We start from the raw sequence: 23,517 nt of genomic DNA, 5'->3' as shown, positions 1-23,517 counted from the left end.
CGGGAAGAACGGGAATGAAACTGCATTGTGGAACCGGTTCCACACAGCATGCGCAGTTTCATACTCACAGACAAGACGGTCGCACCGCCATTGTGCAGAAGCGTGAATGGGATCACTGAAAGGGTTGGCCTGCGCCCATTCTCGTTAGCACAAGCGGGTCCCGTGCAGTACACTGCGGCCCGTCGAGAAGAGGGGAAGATGATGACGACTATGCTGGAGGTGGCGAAGCGGGCAGGGGTGTCGAAGGCGACTGTCTCCCGGGTGCTGTCGGGCAATGGCTATACCAGCCAGGAGACCCGGGATCGGGTGTTCCAGGCCATAGAGGAGAGCGGCTATCGCCCCAACCTGCTGGCCAGGCAGCTGGCCACCAAAAACACCCAGACCCTGGGGCTGGTGGTGACCAACACCCTCTATCACGGCGTCTATTTCAGCGAGCTGCTCTCCCACGCGGCGCGCTTGACCGAAGATAGGGGCCGGCAGCTGATCCTGGCCGATGGCAAGCACAGCGCCGAGGAGGAGCGACAGGCCATCCAGTACCTGCTCGACTCCCGCTGTGACGGCGTCATCATCTACCCGCGCTTTCTCGGCGTCGAGGAGATGGACGAGCTCATCGAGCAGCACTCCCAGCCCATCATGGTGCTCAACCGGCGGCTGCGGCGCCACCCGGCGCACTGCGTCTACTCCGATCAGCAGGCTGCCGCCGCGGCCGTGGTGGAGAGGCTGGTCGAGATGGGGCACAGCGACATCGCCTTCATCACGGGCTCGGCGGATTCCCCCACCGGCATGGAGCGCCTCGCCGGCTACCGCGAGGCCCTTGCCCGGCACGACATTCCCGTGCAAGAGGCGCTGATCGTCCCCGGCAAGTGGACCCCCGCCTGCGGCGCGGCCGCCGTCTCGACCCTGCTGGCGCGCGGGGTGAGCTTCAGTGCCCTGATCGCCAGCAACGATGACATGGCGATCGGCGCCATCAAGCAGTTGCACGAGTGCGGCGTGTCGGTGCCGGAGCAGGTCTCCGTGGTGGGGTTCGACGACATCGCCCTGGCTCCCTACGTCATTCCGTCGCTGGCCAGCGTCAAGATGCCGGTGACCGAGATGATCCAGGAGACCATCAGCCGGCTGATCACCATGGTGGAGGAGGGGGAGCCCGAGGCGCTGCCCTCTTTCAGTGGCAAGCTGGTCCGGCGCGACTCCCTCAAGCGCCTGCTGGAGTGAGGCTGCCTCTGTGCTGGGCAGGCGGGGCGGGATCCGTTAGCATGGGCCCCCTTCGCGGGCCTAGCCCGTCGTATCGAGCCGCATCAATGTATGCCAATCAAGACCAACCAGAGAGTGCAAGAGTTCAGATGGATGACCTGCTAGCCCCCGTGCGCCAGTTCCTGCATTGCGAGACCCCGGATGAGTGGGTGGAGATGGCGCGGGATCCCGCCCAGTTGCCGACCCTGCTCATCGATCACGCCAACTGCGAGAACAAGGCCGCCCTGACGGCCCACAGCCTGGTGCGTCGCTACTGCCTGCCCAAGGAGAAGCGCTACCTGTTGCCCAAGCTCGAATTTTACCGTGAGCTGGACGCCATCCCCGAGAAGGCCGAGATCCTCGGCAAACGCACCATGGGCGAGTCCGACAGAAGCGTGTTCGCCGAGCTCGAGCGCAATCCCCTGCTGTTCCCCATGGTGCGGCTCATTCAGGAGGAGCTGCATCACTTCGAGCAGGTACTGGAGATCATGCAGGCCCGCGGCATCCCCTACGGGCCCGTCACCGCCTCCCGCTATGCCCGCAGCCTGCTGGCCCACGTGCGCACCTACGAGCCGGCGGCCGTGGTGGACAAGATGATCATCGGCGCCTACATAGAGGCGCGCTCCTGCGAGCGCTTTGCCAAGATTGCCCCTCACCTGGACGAGGAGCTGGGCCGCTTCTATGTCTCCCTGCTGCGATCGGAGGCGCGCCACTACCAGGACTATCTGGCACTGGCCGAGCAATACGCCGGGGAGGATATCAGCGAGCGGGTCGCCTATTTTGGCCGGATTGAAGCCGAGCTTATCTGCTCGCCGGACCCGCAATTCAGGTTCCATAGCGGCCTGCCTGTCAGATCTGACAGTTGTTGAGCCCAAAGGGGCTGCCTACTATCTCGGTGTTCCTACTACGAGCGACGCAATCACTTTTTTGAGCGCAATCCCCCGGCGACTGATGTGACATCAGGCCGGGTTTTTTTATGCCCGGCCCATGGGCCGGAGGGGGAGCGGCTGGGGATCAGCGGCGGTATTCGTTGTTGTAGTTCTGAATGAGGCGGCGGGTCACGTCGTGCTGGGGATCGGCGAAGACCCGCAAGGTCTTGCCGCGCTCCACCACCCGGCCCTCGTGCATCACCAGCACCTCGTCGCTGATGTGGCTGACGATGCCCAGATCGTTGGCCACCAGCACATAGCTCAGCCCCATGGTCTCCTGCATCTCCAGCAGCAGGTTGATGATCTGGGAGCGTACCGAGATGTCCAGGGTGGAGAGCGCCTCATCCGCGACCACGATTTTCGGGTTGAGGATCAGCGCCCGCGCCAGCCCCACCCGTTGCTGCTGACCGGCGGAGAGCATCTGGGGGTAGAAGAGCGCGTGATCCGCCAGCATGCCCACCATGCGCAGGGTCTGGATCACCTTCTCCCTACGCTCCTCCTCGCTCAGGGCCGTGTTGAGGCGCAGCGGCGTCTCCAGGATCTGGCCGACCCGAATCTTTCGGTTGAGCGAGGTATTGGGGTCCTGGAAGATCATCCGCAGCAGCTTGCAGCGGGTCTGATAGTCACCGTGAACCAGGGGCTGCCCCTCGATGGCTATCTCGCCGCCGCTCGGCTCTATCATGCCGGCCAGGATCCGCGCCAGCGTGCTCTTGCCCGAGCCCGCCTCCCCGACGATGGCCAGGGTCTGGCCCACTCCGAGATCAAACGACAGGGGCTTGATGGCCTCCACCGCCTGGCGCCGGAACAGGCCGGTGCGGTTCTGATAGGTCTTGCACAGGCCCCTGACCTGCAACAGGGCGGGTTCGATCACAGGCTTGGCTCCTTCATGACGACATTCACGATCAGGCTCATTTCTTTGGCTCTTCCATGTTCAGCGGGAAGTGGCAGCTGGGGCATGGATGTCCCTTGGCCTTGCTGATTGGGCATGGGCTGGTGATGACTCGGGTTCATTTCTTCGGCTCTTCCATGTTCAAGGGGAAGTGGCAGCTAAACTGGTGTCCCTTGACCTTGCTCATCAGCGGGGTCTGCACGCACTGCTTCTGGGCGTAGGGGCAGCGGGGGCCGAGGCGGCAGCCGATGGGCAGGTGCTGCAGGGGGGGGATCACCCCGGGCAGGGTCTCGAGCCGGGACTTGTGGCGCACCAGCTTGTCGAAGTCGGGAATGGACTTGAGCAGGGCGTCCGTATAGGGATGACGGGGGGATTCGAGGATCTGATCCCGGGTGCCCACCTCCACCATCTGGCCGCAGTACATGATGTTGATGGTGTCGGTCAGGTTAGCGATGGCGGCGATGTCGTTGCTGATGATGAGGATGGTGGTGTTGCCCAGCTTGTTCATCTTGTCCAGCAGCCGCAGGATCTGGGAGTGGGTGGTGGACTCCATGGCGCTGGTGGGCTCGTCCGCCACCAGCAGCCGCGGCTGGTTGGCGATGGCCATGGCGATCATCACCTTCTGGCACATGCCATCCGACAGCTCGTGGGGATAGGCCCGCATCACCTTGCGGTGATCCTTGACCCCGACCCGGTGCAAGAGGGCGATGGCCCGCTTCTTGCGCCACTGGAAGCGCTGCCAGAACTTGCCGGCGAAGGCGCTGGTGGGGATGGCCTCTTCCAGCTGGGTGCCTATCTCCTCCGAGGGGTCGAGGCAGCTGATGGGGTCCTGGAAGATCATGGCGATCTCCCGGCCCATGATGCGGCGCCGCTCCTTGGGGGCCATGGTCAGCAAGTCCATGTCGTTGAAGCGCATCCGGTCGGCGCGCACCGTCCAGTTGTCCTTCTGGATGCCGACGATCACCTTGGCCACCAGGCTCTTGCCCGAGCCCGATTCTCCTACCAGGCCGCGGATCTCCCCCTCGTTCAGGGTCAGGCTGACCCTGTCCACCGCCTTGACCTTGCCCTGGGGGGTGTCGATCTCTATGGTCAGGTTGCGTATGTCGAGCAGGGGCATCAGTGGCGCTCCTCATGAGGGTGTGGCTGGGCGTGCTGCATCTGGGCCATGCCGTCCTTGATGGTATAGAGCCGCAGTATCATCAATCGTTCCCCTCTTTAAGCGCTTCGCGAATGCCTTCACCCACCAGCGATGGGTTGACCAGCACGCCGTACAGCCATGGGCGGAGAACCAGGGTGAGCATGCCTTTCTTCGGCCTAGAACATTGCATCAGTCGTTCCCTTCTTTAAGCGCTTCGCGAATGCCTTCACCCACCAGGTTGGTCACCAGCACGCTGAACAGAATGGCCATGCCCGGCAGGGTCACCGTCCAGGGGGCCAGATAGATGAGATCGCTCGAATCCGCCAGCATGGCGCCCCACTCCGGCTGGGGTGACTGGGCCCCGAGGCCGAGGAAGCCCACCGCCGAGATATCCAGGATGGCGGCAGAGAGGGTGCGGGTGGTCTGGGTCACCAGGGTTTCCACTATGTTCGGCAGTATGGCCAGACGCATGATCCGCAAGGGGGGCGAGCCGTCGAGGCGGCTCGCGATGATGTACTCCTTCTGCATCTCGGCGTGGACGGCGTTGTAGGTCGCCCGGATGAAAGGCGGTATCAACGCCAGCGTGATGGCGATCAGGGTGTTGAACAGCCCGGGCCCCAGGATGGCGACCACTATGATGGCCAGCAGCAGGGAGGGGATGGAGAGCAGGGTATCGAGCAGGTGATGGAGCACGCTCGACTTCACCCCCTTGCTCATGCCGCCGAGGATGCCGATGGCGGAGCCGACGAGGAGCGCTATCACCACCACCAGCAAGGCGTTGCCGAAAGTGAGGCGGGCCCCCACCACGAGGCGGGAGAGGATGTCGCGGCCCAGATCGTCGGTGCCGAGGAAGTAGTCGATGTTCCCCGTGCTGGCCCAGGAGGGGGCCAGCAGCAGGCGGCCGCTGTGCTGATCATCGATGCCGTAGGGCACCACCAGGGGGCCCACCAGGGTGATGAGCAACAGCAGGCCGAAGCACCAGAGCCCCCCCATGGCCAGCGGATTGCGGCGATAGGAGGCCCAGGTCTGCTCCAGGGGGGAGAGGATCCTGAGCTCCGGATAGATGTTCGATTTATCGTGCATGATGCAGGCTCCAGCCCTGGCCATGAGCGGGGTCAGTCTTGTGTTGCATAGGGTATCTTGCGCGGTTGCGGACAAGGGGGCCGCATATGCGACCGCGTCTCGCCAAAGGAGCCCAATCAGTCCTGTTTTGCATAGCGTTCTTTGCGCCGTGCCGGATACAGCATGAAGGGGGTGAGCAGCGCGAGGCCGACATGCTGGCGTCTGCGCCGCTGTGGGCATACTCAGTCTTGTTTTGCATAGAGTTCTTTGCGTCGTGCCGGATACATGATGGTGGTCAGCAACTCGGTGCTGACGCTGATGAAGATGACGAAGCTGGCCACCACCAGGAAGGCGCCGCGGATGGCGGCATAGTCCTGCAGCGCTATGCTGCTCACCAGCCAGCGGCCGATCCCGGGCCAGTCGAACACCACCTCGGTGATCATGGCGGAGGTGAGCACGCTGCCGAGCTGCAGGCCGAGCAGGGGCAGCACGGGGGGCAGGGCGTTCTTGAGGCCGTGGCGCCAGACGATCTGGCGGCGGGAGAGACCGCGGCTGGCGGCGGCCTTGATGTAGTTCTGCTTCATCACGTCGATGAGGGAGCTGCGCACGTGGCGGATCACCTCGGTGGTGGGCACCACGGCCAGCACCAGGGAGGGCAGCACCAGGTGGCGCAGGGCGTCACGCAGTGCGGCCTCGCGCCAGGGCTCCTGGCTCATCAGCACGTCGACGATGGCGATCCCCGTGATGGAGGGAACGTCGTAGAGCAGGCTGATCTGGCCGGAGGAGGGGAGCCAGCCGAGATCCAGGGAGAAGAACATCACCATCAGCAGCGCCAGCCAGAAGACGGGCACGGCGTAGCCGATGAGGCCGGCGGCCATGATGGAGAGATCCAGGCTACGCCCCTGATAGAGGGCCGCCAGGGTCCCGAGCGGGATCCCCACCAGCAGCGAGATGGCAAAGGCCGCGAGACAGAGGGTCAGGGTCGCCGGGAAGTAGTGACGGATCTCGTCCAGCACCGGCAGGCCGGAGACGCTGGAGAGGCCGAAATCGCCGATGGCGATGCGCTGCAGGAAGTCCGGGTAGCCGTGCCAGAAGTCCAGCACCTGACCGATGAGGCGAAACTCCAGCAGGTAGGCCCCCATGGTCAGCACCAGCAGGGTGATCACCAGCAGGGTGATGCGGCGCAGAATATAAAAAAACATGCTTATGCCTCCGCGCCGGGCTGCGTCGATGGGAAGGGAGGCCAGATGCCAGCTGTGGAATGGATGTCAGCCATGTTCACTCCCGATGGGCCTGGTTGAAGGTGGTGCCGCCAAAGGGCATGAGGGTCAGTCCCTGGATGTCGCTGCGGCTCACCTGGGTGCGCAGGGCATGGGCCAGCGGGATGAGCGGCAACTGTTCGCTCAGCAGGGACTGGGCATAGTAATAGTTGCGCAGACGGAACGCGAGTTGCGGTGTGGTCACCGCATCGTCCAGCAGCTGATCGAAGGCGGGGCTGCACCAGCGGCTGTAGTTGTTGCCCCGCTCGACGGCGGCGCAGCTCAGCAGCTGGCGGAAGAAGTTGTCCGGGTCCGCGTTGTCGGCGATCCAGCCGGAGAGCAGGCTGTCATATTGCCCCTTGGCGAGCCGGGTCTCGATGACCGGCCAGGCCTGCTGCACTATCTTGAGCTTCACCCCTATCTTGGCGAGATCGCTGCGCATCAGCTGGGCCGTCTTGAGGCCGTCCGGGTTGTAGGGGCGGGCACCGGGCTGCACCAGCACCTGCATCTCGAACCCGTTAGGGTAGCCGGCATCCCTGAGCAACTGGCGGGCGAGCTTCAGGTCGGGCTTGCGCTGGGTCAGGGAGGGGTTGTAGCCCCAGGAGAGTGGCGGCAGCAGGCTGGCGGCGGGCTGACCGGTCTCGAAATAGACCGCCTGCAGCAGGTTTTGCACGTTGATGGCACTGGCCAGCGCCTGGCGCACCTGCACCTTGTTGAAGGGGGCCTTGCGGGTATTGAGGGCGAGGAAGGCGACGTTCATCCCCGACTGCACCGACAGAGTGAGGTGGGAGTCCTTGCCTATCACCGACAGCTGGCTGGCGGAGGGGGTGCTCATCACGTCGCACTCGCCGGTCAGCAGCTTGGCGAGCCGCTTGGATGACTTGGGGGTGATGTCGTAGATGAGTTGCTCAATCTTCGCCTCGCCGCCCCAGTAGCCGGGGTGGCGCAGGTAGCGCACGAACTCGTTGTGACGGTACTCCTTGAAGCTGAAGGGCCCTGTGCCTATGGGCCGGCTGTCCAGCAGCTCCGGGGTGCCTGCCTTGTCCATCTGCTCGCCATATTCGGCCGAGAGCACGATGGCGTAGTCGCTGGCCAGGGTCGCGAGGAAGGAGGCATCCGGCCGGTTCAGCTCGAACACCACCTCATGGGGGCCCTTCTTGTAGACCCGCTTGATGAGGCTGCCGAGCCCCAGGCTGTGGAAATAGGGGTACTCGCCACCCGAGATGCGGTGGAAGGGGTGGTGCTCGTCCAGCAGGCGATGATAGGTGAAGAGCACGTCGTCGGCGTTGAAGTGGCGCGTCGGGTTGAACCAGGGGGTGCGATGGAAGGTCACGCCCTTGCGCAGCGTCAATGTATAGGAGAGGCCATCCTCGCTGCTGCGCCAGTGGGTGGCGAGGCCCCCCTCGATGCTGAGGGTATTGGCATTGACCTCGAGCAGGCGATCGTAGAGCGGGCGGGCGCTGGCATCCAGGGTCGCCTCTGAATTGGCAAGCTGCGGGTTGAAGGACCTGGGCGCCCCGTCGGCACAATAGATGAGTCCGGTCCTGGAGGCATCGTCTTGTTTCTGACAGCCGGTGACCAGTACCAGGAGACCGAGCAGCAGTGGTGTGAGCATTCTCATGTTGGAACCATGTTTTCAGACAGAGTTGCCCGCCAGAGGGCGGGCGCGTTGCGGGATCCTGCCGGGCAGGGCATCCCATCGGGGGGCGCGAACCTCCCCCTCGTCAATTCCCTCGAGCAGCGGGTATTTACCTGGCATGTCTCGACGGAGGTGATGGCAGAGGGTCAGTCGTTGTCCGCATTGCCATTGTTGTCATCCTCCACGAGCAGCTGGTATTTGCACAGCATGCTCCGGAACGGGTGGTGGCAGAGGGTCAGTCGTTGTCCGCATTGCCATTGTTGTCATCCCCCTCGAGCAGCTGGTATTTGCGCAGCATGCCCCTGAACTGGTGATAGCTCAGGGTCAGCAATTGGGCGGCTTTGCGCTGATTATACTGGGATTGCTGCATCGCTTGCTTGAGTAAATTAATCTCGTATTCCGCCACCGCCCCCTTGAGATCCAGCGGCAGGCTCATGGCCTGGGGGCCGCTTGCCGAGGGCGCCTCGGTGGCCACCGGGGACGGGCTGCCGGTCCGGGGGCGCCAGGGGGAGTCGAAGGGGTTGATCACCAGCTCAGAGAGCGGCAACTGCGGATTGCCCTGACGGTAGAGGCTGCGCTCCACCACGTTCTTGAGCTCCCGCACGTTGCCGGGCCAGGGGTAGTCTTGCAGCAACTGGGTCGCCTTGCGGGAGAAGCCGGCAAACAGCGGATACCCCAGCTCCCGGGTCATGCCGTGGGCGAAGTGCTCCGCCAGCATCAGTATGTCCTCGCGCCGCTCCCGCAGCGGGGGCAGGGTGATGACGTCGAAGGCCAGCCGGTCCAGCAGATCGTGACGAAACTGTCCCCGGGCCGCCAGCTGCGGCAGATCCTCGTTGGTGGCGCACACCAGGCGCACATCCACCTTGAGCGCCTTGGCGCCGCCTACGCGCTCGAATTCACCGTACTCGATGACCCGCAGCAGCTTCTCCTGCACCCGGGCGCTGGTGGTGGCCAGCTCGTCGAGGAACAGGGTGCCGCCATCGGCCCGCTCGAAGCGACCCTGATGGCGCTTGGCGGCGCCGGTGAAGGAGCCCGCCTCGTGGCCGAACAGCTCGGTTTCCAGCAGGCTCTCGCTCAAGGTGGCGCAGTTGATGGTGACAAAGCTTTGATCCCAGCGATCCGAGAGATAATGTAGGCGGTGGGCGATGAGCTCCTTGCCGGTCCCCCGCTCGCCGATGATAAGCACGGGTTTGCGCAGGGGGGCGAGTCGCGAGGCCTGCTCGATGATTTCTAGAAACGCGTTGGACTCACCCAACAGACTTTCCGTGGCCGTGGTCATCCTGATCCCTGTTCGTTGAAAAATCTGGTTAATCTTACCAAAAGTTGGTTATTTTAATCATCTCTTGTTCCGGGCGTCTTGAAACTCATGGAGAGTGCCCATATAAATCAACAAGTTAATTATTGTTCCAGATTGGCACACAAGTTGCCATTGTCAATGGAGAAACAACCCAATGCCCATCACAGGAGTAGAACCATGAGTATTTTTTCCCGCCTAGCCGACATCATCAATTCCAATCTGACGTCCCTGCTCGACAAGGCCGAGGATCCCCAGAAGATGGTGCGCCTGATCATCCAGGAGATGGAAGATGAACTGGTGAAGGAGCGCTCCAACTTGGCCCGCTTCCTCGCCAACCAGAAAGAGATCGGCCGTCAGGTCAGCCGCCATCAGGAGCGGGTGAACGAATGGCAGGCCAAGGCCGAGCTGGCCCTGACCAAGGGGCGCGAGGATCTGGCCCGGGCCGCCCTCATCGAGAAGAACAAGCAGAGCGAGCTGGCCGAGGCGCTCTATCGCGAGCAGCAGGCGGTGGACAGCGGCATCGACAAGCTGGGCGACGAGATCCGCCAGCTGGAAGCCAAGCTCGAAGACGCCCGTGCCCGCCAGAAGGCGATGGCCATTCGCAGCGAAGCGGCCAGCAGCCGCCTGAACGTGCAAAGCCAGGTGGCCCGTGGCGACAGCCAGGCCGTGGTGAGCAAGTTCGAGCGCATGGAGCGTCGCATCGACGAGATGGAAGCCCGTGCCGATCTGGGACAGTCCGACAAGGCCCTCGCCCAGCAGTTTGCCGAGCTGGAAGCGGACGATCAGATCAGCCGCGAGCTCGAGGCCATGCGCCAGAAGCTCGGCCAGAGCGACACTGCCTCGAAAGGAGAGTGATGAATGGAAGACATTCTTGGGATATTGGCGACGCCACTCATCGTCTTCATGGTCGTAGTGGCCCCCATCTGGCTGGTGCTGCACTATCGCGCCAAGGGCCGGATTGGTGCGGGTCTCGCCGACAATGAGCGGGAGCAGTTGCAAGGCCTGCTGGTCCGTGCCGAGAAGATGCAGGAGAGAGTCGGGGCCCTGGAATCCATTCTGGATGCCGAGGTCCCGGGCTGGAGGAACAGGGTATGAATGCCATCCATTGCTGCCATCACATGCAGCCTGCGTCGGTCGGTACACCGGGTTTCATTCCGGATGCCGAGGTTCCGGGTTGGAGGAACAAGGTATGAGCGCCTCGAATAACTCTCGCAATCTCTACCGGGATCCCCAGAAGGGCAAGATAGCCGGCGTCTGCGCCGGCCTTGCCGACTACTTCGGGGTGGAGACCTGGATAGTGCGGTTGCTGGCCATCAGCGGCCTCATCTTCGCCGGTTTCATCACCTTCACCGCCTACGTAGCCGCCTGGTTTCTGCTCGACAAGAAACCTGCCACCCTGTTTGGGGAGCAGGAGGCGGACTTTGCCGAGGTGCGGATGAAGGCGCGCAGCTGGCAGGCCGGCGTCACTCCCCATCAGGCGCTCGGTCGCATCGCCCAGGAGCTCGACGCGCTCGAGCCAAGGGTGCAGCGCCTCGAGAAGCTGGTGACCTCCAAGGAGTTCACCCTGCAGCGCGAGTTCAGCAAGCTGTAAGTACCGCAAGGGCGCGAGGCTGTGGCCCGGCCCTTATCCCCATGGTTCGGCTGTGACAGGAGAAATAGACCCGCCTTGATACGCAACAAACTCGAACAGTCATGGTCTGTGCTGCAGCACAAGGCCTTTGAGGTGGTGAACCGGGCTCGGGATCGCCACATCCGGCTGGCGGTCACCGGCCTGTCGCGCAGCGGCAAGACCGCCTTCATCACGGCGCTGGTGAACCAGCTGGAGCACGCCGCCATCGACGGCCGTCTGCCCCTGTGGGATGCCCATCGTCAGGGGCGGATCCTCGGCGCCCGCCGGGTTCCCCAGCAAAACGCCCACATCCCCACCTTCCCCTACGAGCGGGGCCTCGATGCCCTGTTTGGTGACCCCCCCGCCTGGCCCGAGCCGACCCGTGGGGTGGCCGAGGTGCGCCTGGAAATCCGTTACCGCACCCGCCATCCCTTGCGCCGGCACCTGGGGGAGATCTCCACCCTCTATGTGGATCTGGTGGACTACCCAGGCGAGTGGTTGCTGGACTTGCCGCTGCTGGATCTGAGCTACGAGCAGTGGAGCGAGCAGGTGGCAACCCAGTTGCGTCGCCCCGAGCTGCAGGCCCTGGCCGCCGACTGGCTGACCCCCGGCTGGCAGGCCGAGCAAGCCTTTGAGGAGCGGCCGGCCTGCGAGCTGGCGGCCCGTTACACCGACTATCTGCACGCCTGCAAGCAGGAGCTCGGGCTGCACCTCATCCAGCCAGGCCGTTTCGTGCTGCCGGGGGAGTATGCCGGGGCGCCGCTGCTGCAATTCGTGCCCTGGGTGTGGGACAAGCCAGCCCGGGAGCCCGCCGATGGCACCCTCTACGCCACTTTCAAGCAGCGCTTCGAGCAGTACAAGCAGCACCTGGTGCAGGGCTTCTACCAGCAGCACTTCGCGGGCTTCGATCGCCAGATAGTGCTGGTGGACTGCCTGGCACCCCTCAACGCCGGGGCCGCCAGCTTTGGCGACATGCAGCAGGCCATCGCCCGCATCATGGAGAGCTTCGCCTATGGCAAGAGCAACTGGTGGCGCCGGCTGTTCTCCCCGCGCATCGACAAGCTGCTGTTCGTGGCGAGCAAGGCCGATCACGTCACCCCGGAGCAGCACGGGCCCCTGGTCTCCCTGCTCCAGCATCTGGTGAGCAGCGGCCGGGGTCAGGCCCGCTTCGAGGGGATAGAGACCGAATGCCTAGCGCTGGCCGCCATCAAGGCCACCGAGGTGGGCAAGGGGGTCGCCAATGGTCGCGAGTTTCCGGCCATCCGCGGCACCAGCCTGGCCGGGGAGCCGCTCTTGCTCTTCCCGGGGGAGGTGCCACCCCATATTCCACCCGCTCAGTGGTGGCACACCCAGGGCTTCGATTTTCAGGCATTTCGCCCCATGCCCATGAGCGCCCATCAGGCGCTGCCCCATATCCGGCTGGACGCGGCACTGGAGTTCCTGCTCGGGGATCACCTCGAATAACCGGCGCCGCACCAAGGAGCAGACAACAAGATGAACGATCAGACAACACAGAAGGTGCCGCTGCAAGGCAAGGTGATCCTGGAGCCGACCCTGTCGGTGGCGAGCGAGACGCCGCCCCCGGCCCCGGCCCAGCGGCTGGAAGAGGAGAGCTTCGAGCCTCTGGAGGCGCTGGACGAGTTCACCGAGGTCGAATCCGCACTCACTGTCAGGCCTCGCCGTCGCCATCGCCTGCTGGGCTGGGGGCTGGGGGCGGTCGGCCTGCTCTCCCTGGGGCAGTTTGGCGCCTTCCTCTACGACCAGTTTCTCACCACCCCGCTCTGGGGCGGCGCCTGGCTGCTGGCGTCGGGCCTGGTGGCGGTGGGCACGGCCGGCGTGGTCGGGCGCGAGTGGCTGCGGCTGCGCACCCTCAAGCGGCGCCAGGATGTGCGCTCAAGGGCCGAAGATCTGCTCGCCCATCAGGGGGTGGGGCAGGGGCAGGCATTCTGCGAGGCCCTGGCCGAGAAGAGCGGCGACAAGGGGCGGGAGGGGTATAGCACCTGGCTGGCCCAGCTCGACGAGAGCCACAGCGATCGAGAGGTGCTGACCCTCTACAGCCAGCTGGTGCTGGGGGAGCGGGATAAACTCGCCCAGGCCAGGGTCGCCAAGTGGTCGGGGGAGGCCGCCGTGCTGGTGGCCCTGAGCCCGCTCGCCACTGTCGACATGATGCTGATGCTGTGGCGCAACCTGCGGATGATCGAGGACATCGCCGATGTCTATGCCATCGAGCTCGGCTACTGGAGCCGCATTCGCCTCATCCGCCAGGTGTTTCGCAACATGCTCTACGCCGGTGCCACCGAGCTGGTGACCGAGGTGGGGATGGACTTGCTGGGGGCCGAGCTCACCGCCAAGCTCTCCGCTCGCGCCGCGCAAGGGGTGGGGGCCGGCCTGCTCACCGCCCGCCTGGGCCTGCGCACCATAGAGGCGTGCCGCCCGCTGCCCTGGTGTGCGGACGAGAAACCCAGGCTCGGGGAGCTGCGCAAACGGCTTGTCGGCCAGCTGGCGGGCTATCTTCGCAAGTCATAGCGCCATTCAAGGGCGGGGATCACCCTGCCTGATCTCTCCCCGTGCGGGTCGTTTGCACCACCACAGCGCCCCGGGAAAGCAGATCTGGATGTCACAAATTATTTACATCTGTGGCAGGCAGCCGACCTCGGGGTCGGCTGCTTTTTTGCTGGGCAAGCCGTTACAGTGATCCTGAAGAGCAACGACAAGGGGCCCCCTAGGGGCAGGAGATGGCAGGGATCATGGCAAGCCGCTACACAGCACACCAACCGGACGTACAGGGCGTCATCCACTACTCGGAGGAAGAGCAGGGGACCTGGCAGATCCTGATCGCGCGCCAGCTCGCGGCGCTCGAGGGCAAGGCCTGCGACGCATACAGGGCGGGGCTGGATAGGCTGGCACTGCCCCGGGATCGCATCCCGCAACTGGGGGAGATAAACGCCGCCCTGACCCCCACCACCGGCTGGTCGGTGGCCGCCGTGCCCGCCCTCATCTCCTTTGATCGCTTCTTTGCCCTGCTCGCTGATCGCCAGTTTCCGGTGGCCACCTTCATCCGCCGCCGGGACGAGCTCGACTACCTGCAGGAGCCCGACATCTTCCACGAGATCTTCGGCCACTGCGCCATGCTGACCAACCCCGCCTTTGCCCACTTCACCCACCTCTATGGCCAGCTCGGGCTGAACGCCAGCAAGGAGGATCGGGTCTATCTGGCGCGGCTCTACTGGTTCACCGTGGAGTTTGGTCTCCTGCAGGAGGGGGAGGGGCTGCGCATCTACGGTGGCGGCATCCTCTCCTCCATCGGCGAGACCGCCTATGCCCTTTCCGGGCAGCCGGTGCTGCAACCCTTCGATCTGCTGGAGGTGCTGCGCACCCCTTATCGCATCGACATCATGCAGCCCGTCTATTTCGTGCTGCCAAGCCTGGATTGTCTCTACCGCCTGGGGCCGCAGGAGATCATGGCGGCGGTGGCCGAGGCCCGTCGCCTCGGCCTGCGTTCGCCCCGCTTTGCCCCGGCCCCTGGTCGGCAGGCGAGCTGAACCCGTTTTCAACCCATTGTATCGATGAAAGGAGTCCCGAATGTCTGAACTGGCAAACCAGCGGTGCGAAGCGTGCCGCGCCGATGCCCCCAGGGTGACCGAGCAGGAGCTGAGCGAGCTGATGCACGCCATCCCCGACTGGCAGCCCCTGGTGGTGAACGGCGAGCTGCAACTGAGGCGTGAATTTGCCTTTCGCAACTTCAAGGAGGCGCTGGCCTTCACCAACCGGCTAGGGGAGCTGGCGGAGGCCGAGTTCCACCACCCGGCGATCCTGACCGAGTGGGGCAAGGTGACAGTGAGCTGGTGGACCCACAAGATAGGCGGCCTGCATCGCAACGACTTTATCATGGCGGCACGCACCGACGAGCTGCTGAGCTGAGATCCCGCGCCTCTGCATCCCCATTGAGAGGGCCTGCCCGGTGAAAACGGGGCAGGCCCGCATTTTTATGGGGGAGCGCTCGCACTGGCGGGATCGAGTCTGTATCATCCGGCTATTCAGAATGTTAGCTAGGAAGTGTGTGCCGAATGCGTCTTGAAGTCAGCTGTGAAGACCGTCTGGGCCTGACCCGGGAACTGCTCGACCGACTGGTGGAGCACAACATCGATCTGCGCGGCATCGAAATCGATACCTCAGGCATCATCTATCTCAATTTCCCCGAGCTGGAGTTTCGCGATTTCCAGCACTTGATGCCGGAGATCCGCCGCATTCCCGGCGTCTATGACGTCAAGACCATCCCCTATATGCCCTCCGAGCGAGAGCATCACGAGATAGAGGCCCTGCTCAAGGCGCTGCCGGATCTGGTCTTCTCCCTCGACAGCAAGGGACGGGTGACCCAGGCCAACCAGGCCGCCCTCACCACGCTGGCGCTGCCGCCGGAAGAGGTGCGCGGGGTGGCGCTCGCATCCCTGGTCAAGGGGTTTTCCTTCGCCCGCTGGCTGGAGGCGAGCGAGATCAAGCCCCAGACCTGCAAACTCAGCCTCGGCGGCGAGGAGTACCTCGGGGATCTGATGCCGCTGTTCGTGGCAGAAGAGAAGGGCAAGCAGGCCCTGGCCGGCGCCGTGGTGGTGCTCAAATCCGCCCGTCGGGTCGGCATGCACTTCAGCGCGCTCCACGCGGTGGAGGTGGGGGGCTTCGAGCACCTGCAGGCCGAGAGCCAGAAGATGAAGGAGGTGCTGGCCCAGGCCGCGAAACTCGCGATGCAGGATGCCCCCCTGCTCATCGTGGGGGAGACCGGCACCGGCAAGGAGCTGCTGGCCCGCGCCTGTCACGGCGCCAGCCTGAGATCCAGCCACCCCTTCATGGCGCTGAACTGCGCCGCCATGCCGGACAACGTGGCCGAGAGCGAGCTGTTTGGTTATGCCCCCGGCGCCTTTGGCAACAACACCGAGGGCAAGCGCGGGGTGCTGGAGCTGGCGAGCGGCGGCACCCTGATGCTGGACGAGATAGGCGACATGTCCCCCCATCTGCAGACCAAGTTCCTGCGGGTGCTGCAGGACGGGGTCTTTCGCCGGGTCGGGGACGAGCAGGAGGTGAGGGTCAACGTGCGCTTCATCTGCACCACCCAGAAGCAGTTGCTGGATCTGGTGCACGAAGGCAAGTTCCGGGAAGATCTCTACTACCGCCTCAATGTGCTGAGTCTGGCGCTGCCCCCCCTGCGCGAGCGCAAGGCGGACATCATGGCGCTGGCCCAGCAGTTCGTCTCCCGCTTCGCGAGCGAGTTGCAGCGCCCGCGCCCGCGCTTTACCCGCAACATGGCCGAGTACCTGACCGCCTACCGCTGGCCCGGCAACGTGCGCCAGCTGCGCAACTGCCTCTACCGGGCCATGACCCTGCTGGAAGGGGACGAACTCGGCCCCGAGCACGTTGACTTGCCGGTGGCGGCGGATGCCATGCCCCTCATCGACGAGTGGTTCGAAGGGGGGCTCGACGAGGCGGTGAAACGCTTCGAGAGCCGGCTGCTGGAGCGGCTCTACCCGGCCTTCCCCTCTACTCGCCAACTGGCCAAGCGGCTCGGGGTCTCCCATACCGCCATCGCCAACAAGCTGCGTGAATATGGGATTGGCAAGAAGTAAGCCTGCAGGCGTGCCCCCGGGGCCGCCGTCCTGGTCTGTGGGGCTGCCCTCGCTGCGTCGGTCGGTGACGCAGCCAAGACCAGGACGGATAGGCAGCCGCTGGGCGGCTGATAAGCTCGGTGCGATTCCTCTCTGGCACTCCCTCCATGGGCGTCGGACCTCCCGGGTACCGACGTGGGCATAAGCGCGGGCATCATGCAGTTATTCTCCTCTTTTCGGATCCTGGCGTGGCTGACGCCTTTGTGCTGCCTCTGGGTGCTGGCCTGCGAGGCGGCGCCGGCGACCTCGGCGGAAGTGCGCAGCGAGCTGGTGCGCCAGACAGTGCTCGATATCCTGAGCTACACCCGCTGGCCCAGCGAGCCTGCCAGGTTGCGGCTCTGCGTGGCCGCGCCCACGGAATATGCGGCGTCGCTGCTCACCATCAGCCAGCAGGCCAATGGCCGCCCGGTCGATGTGCATCGCTACGAGGTCGACGACGAGGCGCTGATCCAGCGCTGCGATGTCATCTATCTGGGGGTGCTGGCCCCCGAGCAGCGGCTCTCCCTGTTCGAGCGTCTGCGGGGATACGCCATCCTCAGCATCAGCGAGCAGAGCAGCGAGTGCATCGCCGATGCGGTGTTCTGCCTGCAGGCCCGCAAGGAGAGGGTTCGTTTTCGGGTCAACCTGGATGCGCTGGCCCGCAGCGGCGTGCGGGTGCACCCGGCCGTGCTGAAGCTCGCAAGAGCGGATGAGGAGGCACGATGAGCGCCAGGATCCACACCGTCGCCCCGCGGCTCACCCTGCGCCAGAGCCTGGGGCGCACCCACATGATGATCTCCCTGACCGCCGTCTGCATGGCGGGCCTCTTCCTGACCATCACGGCGCTGCTGGCGCTGCGCCTCTATGCGGATCACAACCTCAAGCTGGTGGCGCGGGCCATCAGCTACACCGCGGAAGCGGCCGTGGTGTTCGATGACAAGGATGCGGCCAAGGATGCCCTCGAGGCCATCACCTCCCGGGAGGACGTGGCCAGCGCCAGCATTCTGCTGCCCGGCGGTCAGGTGCTGGCGAGCTGGCGCCGGGACATCACGACCCCCTGGACCAGTCTGGAGCAGCATCTGGCCCAGCTGATCCTGCCGGGACCTGTGGAGCAGCCCATAGTGCGTGAGAGCAGGGAGATAGCCCAGGTCCACCTGGTCGGTCACGGCCAGCACCTGCTGCGCTTCCTGTTGCAGACCCTGATGGCGACCCTGGTGTGCCTGCTGCTCAGTATCCTGGGGGCGCTCTATGTGGCGCGCCGGATGCAGCGTTCCATCACGGCGCCCCTCAAGGCCCTGGCCGAGGTCGCCTACAACGTCAGCCGCCAGCGCGCCCTCAAGCAGCGGGTGCCGGCGGCCAATATCGCCGAGCTGCACGAGCTGGGTGAGGACTTCAATTCACTGCTCGACGAGCTGGAGGCCTGGCAGGCCCACCAGAAGCGGGAGAACGCCACCCTGCTGCACCAGGCGACCCATGATCCCCTCACCGGACTGCCCAACCGGGCGCTGTTCGAGGCGCGGCTGGGGCAGGCCATCCAGGCCGGGCGCACCCGGCAGGAGCGGTTCGCCCTGCTCTATCTGGACTGTGATCGCTTCAAGCAGATCAATGACAACCTGGGCCATGCCATTGGTGACGAGGTGCTCATCGCGCTGGCGCGGCGGGTGCAGCATCAGCTCAGGCCCATGGACCTGGTGTGTCGCCTCGGGGGGGACGAGTTTGTGGTCCTGCTCTCCCCGGTGCATCAGGGGAGTGAGGTGCAGGAGGTCGTGATGCGGATCCAGCAGGCGATGAGCACCCCGGTGGTCTTGAGCGATGGTCGTCATCTGGGGGTCGGCATCAGCGTCGGTTCCGCCCTCTACCCCGAGCAGGGGGAGACGGCGGATGCCCTGTTGCAGGCCGCCGACGGCGCCATGTATGAATCCAAACGACAACGCAGGGAAGGATCCGGAGACCATAAGACAACCACTTGAAATTGATATTGAAAATAATGAAAGGACAAGAATGATGACGTTTTTCAACCTGATGAGAGCAGGCCTGTTCGCACTCTTGCTCGGTGGGCTGGCGGCTTGTCAGAGCGCCCCCCAGGGTCTCACCGAGGCGCAGATCGCCGCACTCAAGGAGCAGGGGTTTCACCTGACCGACGAGGGCTGGACCCTGGATATCTCCAACAAGGTGCTCTTTGCCAACAACGTGGGGGCCCTCAATCCCGGCACCCGCCAGGTGGTGGAAGCCTTGGGCAGGGCCCTGATTGAGGTGGGGCTGAACCGGGCCCGGGTAGACGGTCACACCGACTCCAACGGCGAGGCGGCCTACAACCAGCAGCTCTCGTTGAAACGGGCCCAGTCCGTGGCCGAGGTGCTGGCGTCTGTGGGCATGCCCGCAGCCAACCTGGACATCCGTGGACGCGGTGAAGAGGCGCCCATCGCCGATAACGGCACCGCCGCCGGGCGGGCGGAGAACCGCCGGGTCGCCATCATCATAGACAACGGCTGATCTGCCCAGCCAGCGTCAGCGCCCTGATCCTGCCGCCGGGATCCCTTCTCTGGCCTGACCGCGTGTGTGCCACCACTCTCCCGCCGGAGAGTGGCTCTCTTCCTGCCACGCCTCCTGCATGATCCCGCTTTGTATGCTCTCTCGCGTCCAAGCAGAGGGATAAGATGACGCCCTCTCAATGTCCCTGACTTGATCCAGCACAACACGGAGGTTAACTGATATTCGTTATCATTTGTATTATTTCCAGACGGTAACCTGCCAGTGATGACGCCACAATTCACCCCGACCATGACGGGGCTCGCCACCCCGGATCCCCTGAAATTCGCCTTTGGCGCCAAGACCTCGGCCCATGCCAGCCGGGGCGGCGCAGCCCCCCTGATGCTGGGCGACGCCGGCTGGCAAGCCTGGTGGCAGCGGCCGATCGAGGCCCAGGAGCGGGCGCTCTATATCCATGTTCCCTTCTGCCGCAAGCGCTGCAGCTTCTGCAACTTCTTCGAAAACGGCGCCAACCCGGCGCGCATGAGCCACTATATGGCGGCCCTGTGCGACCAGCTGAGCCGGGCGGCTAAGACGCCGTTCGCACAGAGCGAGCCCTTCTCGGCCGTCTACGTGGGGGGCGGCACCCCGACCGACATGGCGGCGGCGGATCTGGGGCGGCTGGCCAGCGCCATTCGCGCCTTCCCCCTCACCCCGGATGCGGAGCTGACCCTGGAGGGGCGGCTCAACGGCTTCGATGACGAGAAGTGGCAGACGGCCCTGGCGGGGGGCTTCAACCGCTTCTCATTCGGGGTGCAGAGCTTCAACACAGCAGTGCGCCAGCAGGCGGCCCGTTTCGACGACAGGGAGACACTGCTCGCCCGGCTGGGGGAGCTGACCCGGGATGACGAGGCGGTAATTGTTGCCGATCTTATCTTCGGCCTGCCGGGGCAGGATGACGCCCTGTGGCGCCAGGACATCGCGGACGTGATGGCCAGCGGCGTGCACGGGGTGGATCTCTACCAGCTCATCCCCATGCAGGGCACCAATCTGGAGCGGGCGCAGGAGAAGGGCCGGCTCGGCTGGTGTGCCGATGGCCAGCAGCGGGCGGCCATGTATGCCTATGGCGCCCGCACCCTGGAGCAGGGGGGGTGGCAGCGGCTCTCCTGCAGCCACTGGCGGCGAAGCGAGGCCGAGCAGAGCCGCTACAACCAGATGGCCAAGCGCGGCGCCGAGATCCTCCCCTTCGGTGCGGGGGCGGGGGGCAGCATTCATGGCCACGGCCTCATGTATGGCCGGGATCTAGGGGCCTGGCACGAGGCGCTGGCGGCCGGTCAGCGTGCCCCCGGCATGGTGATGAGGCCCAACCCCAGCGCGTCCATCGACGGCCTGCTGCGCGGTGGTCTCGATACCGGCTGGCTCGCCCTCGGGCGCTTGCCGTCTCCCTTGCGGGCCCATCTGCTGCCGCTCTTTGAACGCTGGCAACAGCATGGCCTGGCCGAGCTGACCGGGGAGACACTGGCGCTGACCCTGGCGGGGCGCTTCTGGAACGTCAATCTGCAGGCGGGCTTGTTTGAATATCTGCAGTCACATCCCCTGGGAGGGGAGGCGGCAACCCCCGCCGCTCATCCGGGCGGGGCCCGGCATCACTCGCGGGGGTAGCGGGCAGGGAGCAAGACGAGAAAGGAAAGGGGGCCGCTTGACGGCCCCCTTTCGTTATTGGTTGTTCACGTCCTCCACCCGCACCCGCAGCGCTCCCTCTGCGAGCGTGGTGACCAGTTGCTGGCCCGGGCTCACCTGGGCGGCGCGGCTGATGACCTCGCCACTGGGGGTGCGGGTGATGGAGTAACCCCGCCCCAGGGTGGCCAGCGGGCTTATCCCGTCGAGGCGCGCACTCAGCATGGCGAGGCGGTGGGCGGCGAGATCCTGGCGCTTGTTCATCAGGGTATGGAGCCGCTCTTGTGCCAGCTGGTGGCGACGCTTGCCGGCGGCCAGCAGTTTTTCCGGGCTCCTGGCCTGCAGCCGCAGTTCGAGGTTCGCGAGGCGCCGCTCCCCCTGATGCAGGCGCAGATTGAGCAGTTGCTGCAGGCGGCCGGAGAGCTCGTCCAGACGCTGGGACTGCTGCTCCAGCCGGCGTTTGGGATCCTGATGGTCGAGCCGTTTTTGCAGCAGCACGAAGCCGTGGCGGGCAGCGGTCTGTCGCCGGGAGATGGCCTGCACCAGGCGCTGCTTGAGGTGCACCAGACGCTGGGCGCGGGCGCTCCTGTCCGGTGCCACCAGCTCGGCGGCGGCGGAGGGGGTGGGGGCGCGCAGATCGGCGGCAAAGTCGCTGATGGTGACGTCCACCTCGTGGCCCACGGCGCTCACCACCGGGATGGCGGAGTGGGCAATGGCGCGGGCCACCGCCTCCTCGTTGAAGCACCAGAGATCTTCGAGCGATCCGCCGCCGCGCCCGACGATGAGCACATCCACCTCGGCGCGGCGGTTGGCCAGGGCAATGGCGGAGACGATCTGGCCGATGGCGGCGCTGCCCTGCACCTGGGTCGGGTAGATGAAGACCGGGAGATCCGGGGCGCGGCGCCCCAGCACCGTCAGCATGTCGTGCAGGGCGGCGCCGGTGGCCGAGGTGATCAGCCCCACGGCGCGCGGCTCGCGGGGTAGCGGACGCTTGCGCCCCTCGTCGAACAGCCCCTCGGCGCCGAGGCGGCGCTTGAGCTCCTCGAAGCGCAGGGCCAGCATGCCGTCCCCGGCGGGCTGCATGGATTCGATGATGAGCTGGTAGTCGCCGCGGGGCTCATAGAGGGAGACCCGCGCCTGCACCAGCACCTGCATGCCATCTTGCGGCCGGAACGGCACCCGGCGGTTGTTGCCCTTGAACATGGCGCAGCGCACCTGGGCCGACATGTCCTTGAGCGAGAAGTACCAGTGGCCCGAGCTTGGCATCGCCAGGTTGGAGAGCTCGCCGGTCAGCCACACCAGCCCCAGATCCTGCTCCAGTATCATGCGCACGGCACTGTTGAGGCGGGTGACGGTGAAGATCTGCTGTTGCCTGCTCTGGCTGGATTCGTCGAGGTGGTTCAAGGCTGGCCCTGCTGCTGTGTCCGCCGGGGCGGGGAGAAACGATGGGGGTCATCTTACCCCAGTTGCGTCCATCTGCCGAGCCATGAGGCCCGGCAGATGACGCTCAGCCTAGGCTTGTGCCTTGGCCGGTTTGGCGCTCTTGCTCGGGCTCACCACCAGCCAGACCGCGAGACAGACGATGGCGCCGCCCGCCACGAAGCCACCGGTGAGGGTCTCGCCGAGCACCAGATAGCCCCACAGTATGCCAAAGGGCGGGATCAGGAAGGTGACCGTGAGAGATCGCAGGGGCCCGATATCGGCGATCAGCCTGAAGTAGATGAGATAGGCGAGGGCGGTGCAGATGAAGCCGACCGCCAGCACGCTGGCCCAGACCCCAGGCTGGGCCCAGTCGACGGCGGGGCCGGTCGCCAGGGTGTAGCCGAAGAAGGGGAGCAGGAAGAGGCAGGCACCGAGCTGGCTGCCAAAGGCTACCAGCTTGGCGTCCAGGCCCCCCCGCTCGCTGATCCAGCGCCGGGTGAGGAAGCCGGCGCAGCCATAGCAGGCGGTGGCGATGAGGCAGGCCAGCACCCCGATGGCCAGCTGACCGCTCAGGTCGACCTCCCCCGTGGTGGTGATGAGGGCTATGCCCATCAGCCCCAGCATGACCCCGGCCCACTTGCGCAAGGTCAGCGTCTCGTGGAAGAAGGAGAAGCCGATGAGGGCCCCCATCAGGGGCGTGGTGGCGTTGAGGATGGCGGAATAACCGGCGGGCAGCCAGAGCGCAGCGATGGCGTACATCAGGAAGGGCACGCCCGAGTTGATGATGCCGAGCACCATGGCGGACTTGAGCTTGCCCTGAAACTGCATGGGGGTGCGCAGCAGCAACAGCATGGCGGCGAGCCCGACCAGGGCGAAGAAGACCCGCAGGAAGGTGGTGTTGACCGAGCCGAAGGCGGGCGCCGCGATGCGCATGAACAGGAAGCTGGCGCCCCAGATGGCCGCCAGCACCAGCAGCCGCACGTAATCCGATGTTCTCATCTTCTCTCCCTGAATGAAGTGCCCTGCTACCCGAGATGGCAAGGGGCCTTGCATCATGGCGGCAAGCGCCCCCAATGGCAACGGCCCAGTGCAGGAGGCAAGGGGCTGATCATCTTCCCCGATGTGACAGCCACGAGCGCCGTGGCTCTATCCCCACGTGAGGACTTCCCCTTCAGTCCCATGCAAAGAAATGAAAGCGCTATCAATCACATACAGCCAATGGCGAGGTCGACGCCGGTCACATTTTGCGCGTGCTGGCCATGAG

The 23,517-nt window shown here is 65.1% G+C and carries 22 protein-coding genes; 14 read left to right on the top strand and 8 right to left on the bottom strand.

Annotation, left to right across the window (positions count from 1 at the left end; genetic code table 11):
• Positions 1-198: 198 nt before the first annotated feature.
• Positions 199-1,212: a LacI family DNA-binding transcriptional regulator gene (locus HB860_RS08270; RefSeq protein WP_282101183.1), complete on the top strand. Its 1,014-nt coding sequence runs from the start codon at positions 199-201 to the stop codon at positions 1,210-1,212.
• 128 nt (positions 1,213-1,340) lie between these two features.
• Positions 1,341-2,099, top strand: a complete 759-nt coding sequence (gene miaE, locus HB860_RS08265; RefSeq protein ID WP_247626317.1) for a tRNA isopentenyl-2-thiomethyl-A-37 hydroxylase MiaE — start codon at positions 1,341-1,343, stop codon at positions 2,097-2,099.
• Between the two features lie 145 nt (positions 2,100-2,244).
• Here the strand turns inward: miaE and HB860_RS08260 are convergent, their stop codons facing one another.
• The 6 genes from HB860_RS08260 to pspF all read right to left on the bottom strand — a co-directional run bounded on the left by HB860_RS08260 (position 2,245) and on the right by pspF (position 9,425).
• Positions 2,245-3,030: a peptide ABC transporter ATP-binding protein gene (locus tag HB860_RS08260; protein ID WP_005325357.1), complete on the bottom strand. Its 786-nt coding sequence runs from the start codon at positions 3,028-3,030 to the stop codon at positions 2,245-2,247.
• 136 nt (positions 3,031-3,166) lie between these two features.
• The gene (locus tag HB860_RS08255; protein WP_005325353.1) at positions 3,167-4,165 is read right to left on the bottom strand and encodes a peptide ABC transporter ATP-binding protein; all 999 of its coding nucleotides are present in this window, start codon (positions 4,163-4,165) and stop codon (positions 3,167-3,169) included.
• Positions 4,166-4,375: 210 nt separating this feature from the next.
• On the bottom strand, positions 4,376-5,269 hold the full coding sequence (locus tag HB860_RS08250) for an ABC transporter permease subunit (RefSeq protein WP_139435476.1): 894 nt from the start codon (positions 5,267-5,269) through the stop codon (positions 4,376-4,378).
• A gap of 221 nt (positions 5,270-5,490) precedes the next feature.
• Positions 5,491-6,450 carry an ABC transporter permease gene (locus tag HB860_RS08245; RefSeq protein WP_139435478.1) on the bottom strand — a complete coding sequence of 320 codons (960 nt, stop codon included), beginning with the start codon at positions 6,448-6,450 and terminating at the stop codon, positions 5,491-5,493.
• Between the two features lie 76 nt (positions 6,451-6,526).
• On the bottom strand, positions 6,527-8,122 hold the full coding sequence (gene sapA, locus HB860_RS08240) for an ABC transporter substrate-binding protein SapA (RefSeq protein ID WP_202046176.1): 1,596 nt from the start codon (positions 8,120-8,122) through the stop codon (positions 6,527-6,529).
• Between the two features lie 259 nt (positions 8,123-8,381).
• The gene (gene pspF / locus HB860_RS08235) at positions 8,382-9,425 is read right to left on the bottom strand and encodes a phage shock protein operon transcriptional activator (protein ID WP_247626316.1); all 1,044 of its coding nucleotides are present in this window, start codon (positions 9,423-9,425) and stop codon (positions 8,382-8,384) included.
• 195 nt (positions 9,426-9,620) lie between these two features.
• Here pspF and pspA point away from each other — a divergent pair, with 195 nt between their 5' ends.
• From pspA to hutW, 12 genes are all read left to right on the top strand, one after another.
• Positions 9,621-10,298 (top strand): phage shock protein PspA, encoded by a 678-nt coding sequence (gene pspA / locus HB860_RS08230; protein WP_106886961.1) that lies wholly within the window; start codon positions 9,621-9,623, stop codon positions 10,296-10,298.
• 3 nt (positions 10,299-10,301) lie between these two features.
• Positions 10,302-10,538 carry an envelope stress response membrane protein PspB gene (pspB, locus tag HB860_RS08225; RefSeq protein WP_247626315.1) on the top strand — a complete coding sequence of 79 codons (237 nt, stop codon included), beginning with the start codon at positions 10,302-10,304 and terminating at the stop codon, positions 10,536-10,538.
• A 94-nt stretch (positions 10,539-10,632) separates the two neighbouring features.
• On the top strand, positions 10,633-11,034 hold the full coding sequence (gene pspC, locus HB860_RS08220; protein WP_247626314.1) for an envelope stress response membrane protein PspC: 402 nt from the start codon (positions 10,633-10,635) through the stop codon (positions 11,032-11,034).
• Positions 11,035-11,109: 75 nt separating this feature from the next.
• Positions 11,110-12,516 carry a YcjX family protein gene (locus HB860_RS08215; RefSeq protein ID WP_247626313.1) on the top strand — a complete coding sequence of 469 codons (1,407 nt, stop codon included), beginning with the start codon at positions 11,110-11,112 and terminating at the stop codon, positions 12,514-12,516.
• 30 nt (positions 12,517-12,546) lie between these two features.
• Positions 12,547-13,578, top strand: a complete 1,032-nt coding sequence (locus tag HB860_RS08210) for a YcjF family protein (RefSeq protein WP_247626312.1) — start codon at positions 12,547-12,549, stop codon at positions 13,576-13,578.
• A gap of 221 nt (positions 13,579-13,799) precedes the next feature.
• Entirely contained in the window at positions 13,800-14,594 is a 795-nt protein-coding gene (gene phhA, locus HB860_RS08205) for a phenylalanine 4-monooxygenase (RefSeq protein ID WP_247626311.1), read from the top strand.
• Positions 14,595-14,634: 40 nt separating this feature from the next.
• Complete coding sequence (locus HB860_RS08200; protein ID WP_139437867.1) at positions 14,635-14,973, top strand: 4a-hydroxytetrahydrobiopterin dehydratase; 339 nt, start codon at positions 14,635-14,637, stop codon at positions 14,971-14,973.
• 146 nt (positions 14,974-15,119) lie between these two features.
• On the top strand, positions 15,120-16,667 hold the full coding sequence (gene tyrR, locus HB860_RS08195; RefSeq protein ID WP_005325319.1) for a transcriptional regulator TyrR: 1,548 nt from the start codon (positions 15,120-15,122) through the stop codon (positions 16,665-16,667).
• Between the two features lie 195 nt (positions 16,668-16,862).
• Entirely contained in the window at positions 16,863-17,411 is a 549-nt protein-coding gene (locus HB860_RS08190) for a YfiR family protein (RefSeq protein ID WP_162852237.1), read from the top strand.
• On the top strand, positions 17,408-18,655 hold the full coding sequence (locus HB860_RS08185; protein WP_247626310.1) for a diguanylate cyclase domain-containing protein: 1,248 nt from the start codon (positions 17,408-17,410) through the stop codon (positions 18,653-18,655). The genes HB860_RS08190 and HB860_RS08185 overlap by 4 nt, the downstream gene beginning before the upstream one ends.
• A gap of 34 nt (positions 18,656-18,689) precedes the next feature.
• Positions 18,690-19,178: an OmpA family protein gene (locus HB860_RS08180; protein WP_139437861.1), complete on the top strand. Its 489-nt coding sequence runs from the start codon at positions 18,690-18,692 to the stop codon at positions 19,176-19,178.
• Between the two features lie 264 nt (positions 19,179-19,442).
• Positions 19,443-20,816 (top strand): heme anaerobic degradation radical SAM methyltransferase ChuW/HutW, encoded by a 1,374-nt coding sequence (gene hutW / locus HB860_RS08175; RefSeq protein WP_247626309.1) that lies wholly within the window; start codon positions 19,443-19,445, stop codon positions 20,814-20,816.
• Between the two features lie 54 nt (positions 20,817-20,870).
• Here hutW and xseA read toward each other — a convergent pair whose 3' ends face one another.
• Both xseA and HB860_RS08165 read right to left on the bottom strand, forming a co-directional pair.
• Positions 20,871-22,235 (bottom strand): exodeoxyribonuclease VII large subunit, encoded by a 1,365-nt coding sequence (gene xseA, locus HB860_RS08170; RefSeq protein WP_247626308.1) that lies wholly within the window; start codon positions 22,233-22,235, stop codon positions 20,871-20,873.
• A gap of 108 nt (positions 22,236-22,343) precedes the next feature.
• A complete protein-coding gene (locus tag HB860_RS08165) occupies positions 22,344-23,252 on the bottom strand; it encodes a DMT family transporter (protein WP_247626307.1) in 909 nt (302 codons plus the stop codon).
• Between the last annotated feature and the right edge of the window lie 265 nt (positions 23,253-23,517).

Origin of the sequence: Aeromonas genomosp. paramedia (genome assembly GCF_023093515.1) — a bacterium.
Taxonomy (GTDB): Bacteria; Pseudomonadota; Gammaproteobacteria; order Enterobacterales; family Aeromonadaceae; genus Aeromonas.
The sequence above is the reverse complement of the archived record's forward strand: the minus strand, read 5'-3'. Positions and strand labels throughout refer to the sequence as shown.

Excerpts from the sequence above, each read along its gene's own strand:
- HB860_RS08200 (WP_139437867.1), top strand. The coding sequence starts at position 14,635 with ATGTCTGAACTGGCAAACCAGCGGTGCGAAGCGTGCCGCGCCGATGCC.
- pspB (WP_247626315.1), top strand. The coding sequence starts at position 10,302 with ATGGAAGACATTCTTGGGATATTGGCGACGCCACTCATCGTCTTCATG.
- pspC (WP_247626314.1), top strand. The coding sequence starts at position 10,633 with ATGAGCGCCTCGAATAACTCTCGCAATCTCTACCGGGATCCCCAGAAG.
- HB860_RS08165 (WP_247626307.1), bottom strand. The coding sequence starts at position 23,252 with ATGAGAACATCGGATTACGTGCGGCTGCTGGTGCTGGCGGCCATCTGG.
- HB860_RS08185 (WP_247626310.1), top strand. The coding sequence starts at position 17,408 with ATGAGCGCCAGGATCCACACCGTCGCCCCGCGGCTCACCCTGCGCCAG.
- HB860_RS08250 (WP_139435476.1), bottom strand. The coding sequence starts at position 5,269 with ATGCACGATAAATCGAACATCTATCCGGAGCTCAGGATCCTCTCCCCC.
- phhA (WP_247626311.1), top strand. The coding sequence starts at position 13,800 with ATGGCAAGCCGCTACACAGCACACCAACCGGACGTACAGGGCGTCATC.
- pspF (WP_247626316.1), bottom strand. The coding sequence starts at position 9,425 with ATGACCACGGCCACGGAAAGTCTGTTGGGTGAGTCCAACGCGTTTCTA.
- HB860_RS08210 (WP_247626312.1), top strand. The coding sequence starts at position 12,547 with ATGAACGATCAGACAACACAGAAGGTGCCGCTGCAAGGCAAGGTGATC.
- HB860_RS08180 (WP_139437861.1), top strand. The coding sequence starts at position 18,690 with ATGACGTTTTTCAACCTGATGAGAGCAGGCCTGTTCGCACTCTTGCTC.
- hutW (WP_247626309.1), top strand. The coding sequence starts at position 19,443 with ATGACGCCACAATTCACCCCGACCATGACGGGGCTCGCCACCCCGGAT.
- HB860_RS08255 (WP_005325353.1), bottom strand. The coding sequence starts at position 4,165 with ATGCCCCTGCTCGACATACGCAACCTGACCATAGAGATCGACACCCCC.
- miaE (WP_247626317.1), top strand. The coding sequence starts at position 1,341 with ATGGATGACCTGCTAGCCCCCGTGCGCCAGTTCCTGCATTGCGAGACC.
- tyrR (WP_005325319.1), top strand. The coding sequence starts at position 15,120 with ATGCGTCTTGAAGTCAGCTGTGAAGACCGTCTGGGCCTGACCCGGGAA.
- pspA (WP_106886961.1), top strand. The coding sequence starts at position 9,621 with ATGAGTATTTTTTCCCGCCTAGCCGACATCATCAATTCCAATCTGACG.
- HB860_RS08245 (WP_139435478.1), bottom strand. The coding sequence starts at position 6,450 with ATGTTTTTTTATATTCTGCGCCGCATCACCCTGCTGGTGATCACCCTG.
- HB860_RS08270 (WP_282101183.1), top strand. The coding sequence starts at position 199 with ATGATGACGACTATGCTGGAGGTGGCGAAGCGGGCAGGGGTGTCGAAG.
- HB860_RS08190 (WP_162852237.1), top strand. The coding sequence starts at position 16,863 with ATGCAGTTATTCTCCTCTTTTCGGATCCTGGCGTGGCTGACGCCTTTG.
- sapA (WP_202046176.1), bottom strand. The coding sequence starts at position 8,122 with ATGCTCACACCACTGCTGCTCGGTCTCCTGGTACTGGTCACCGGCTGT.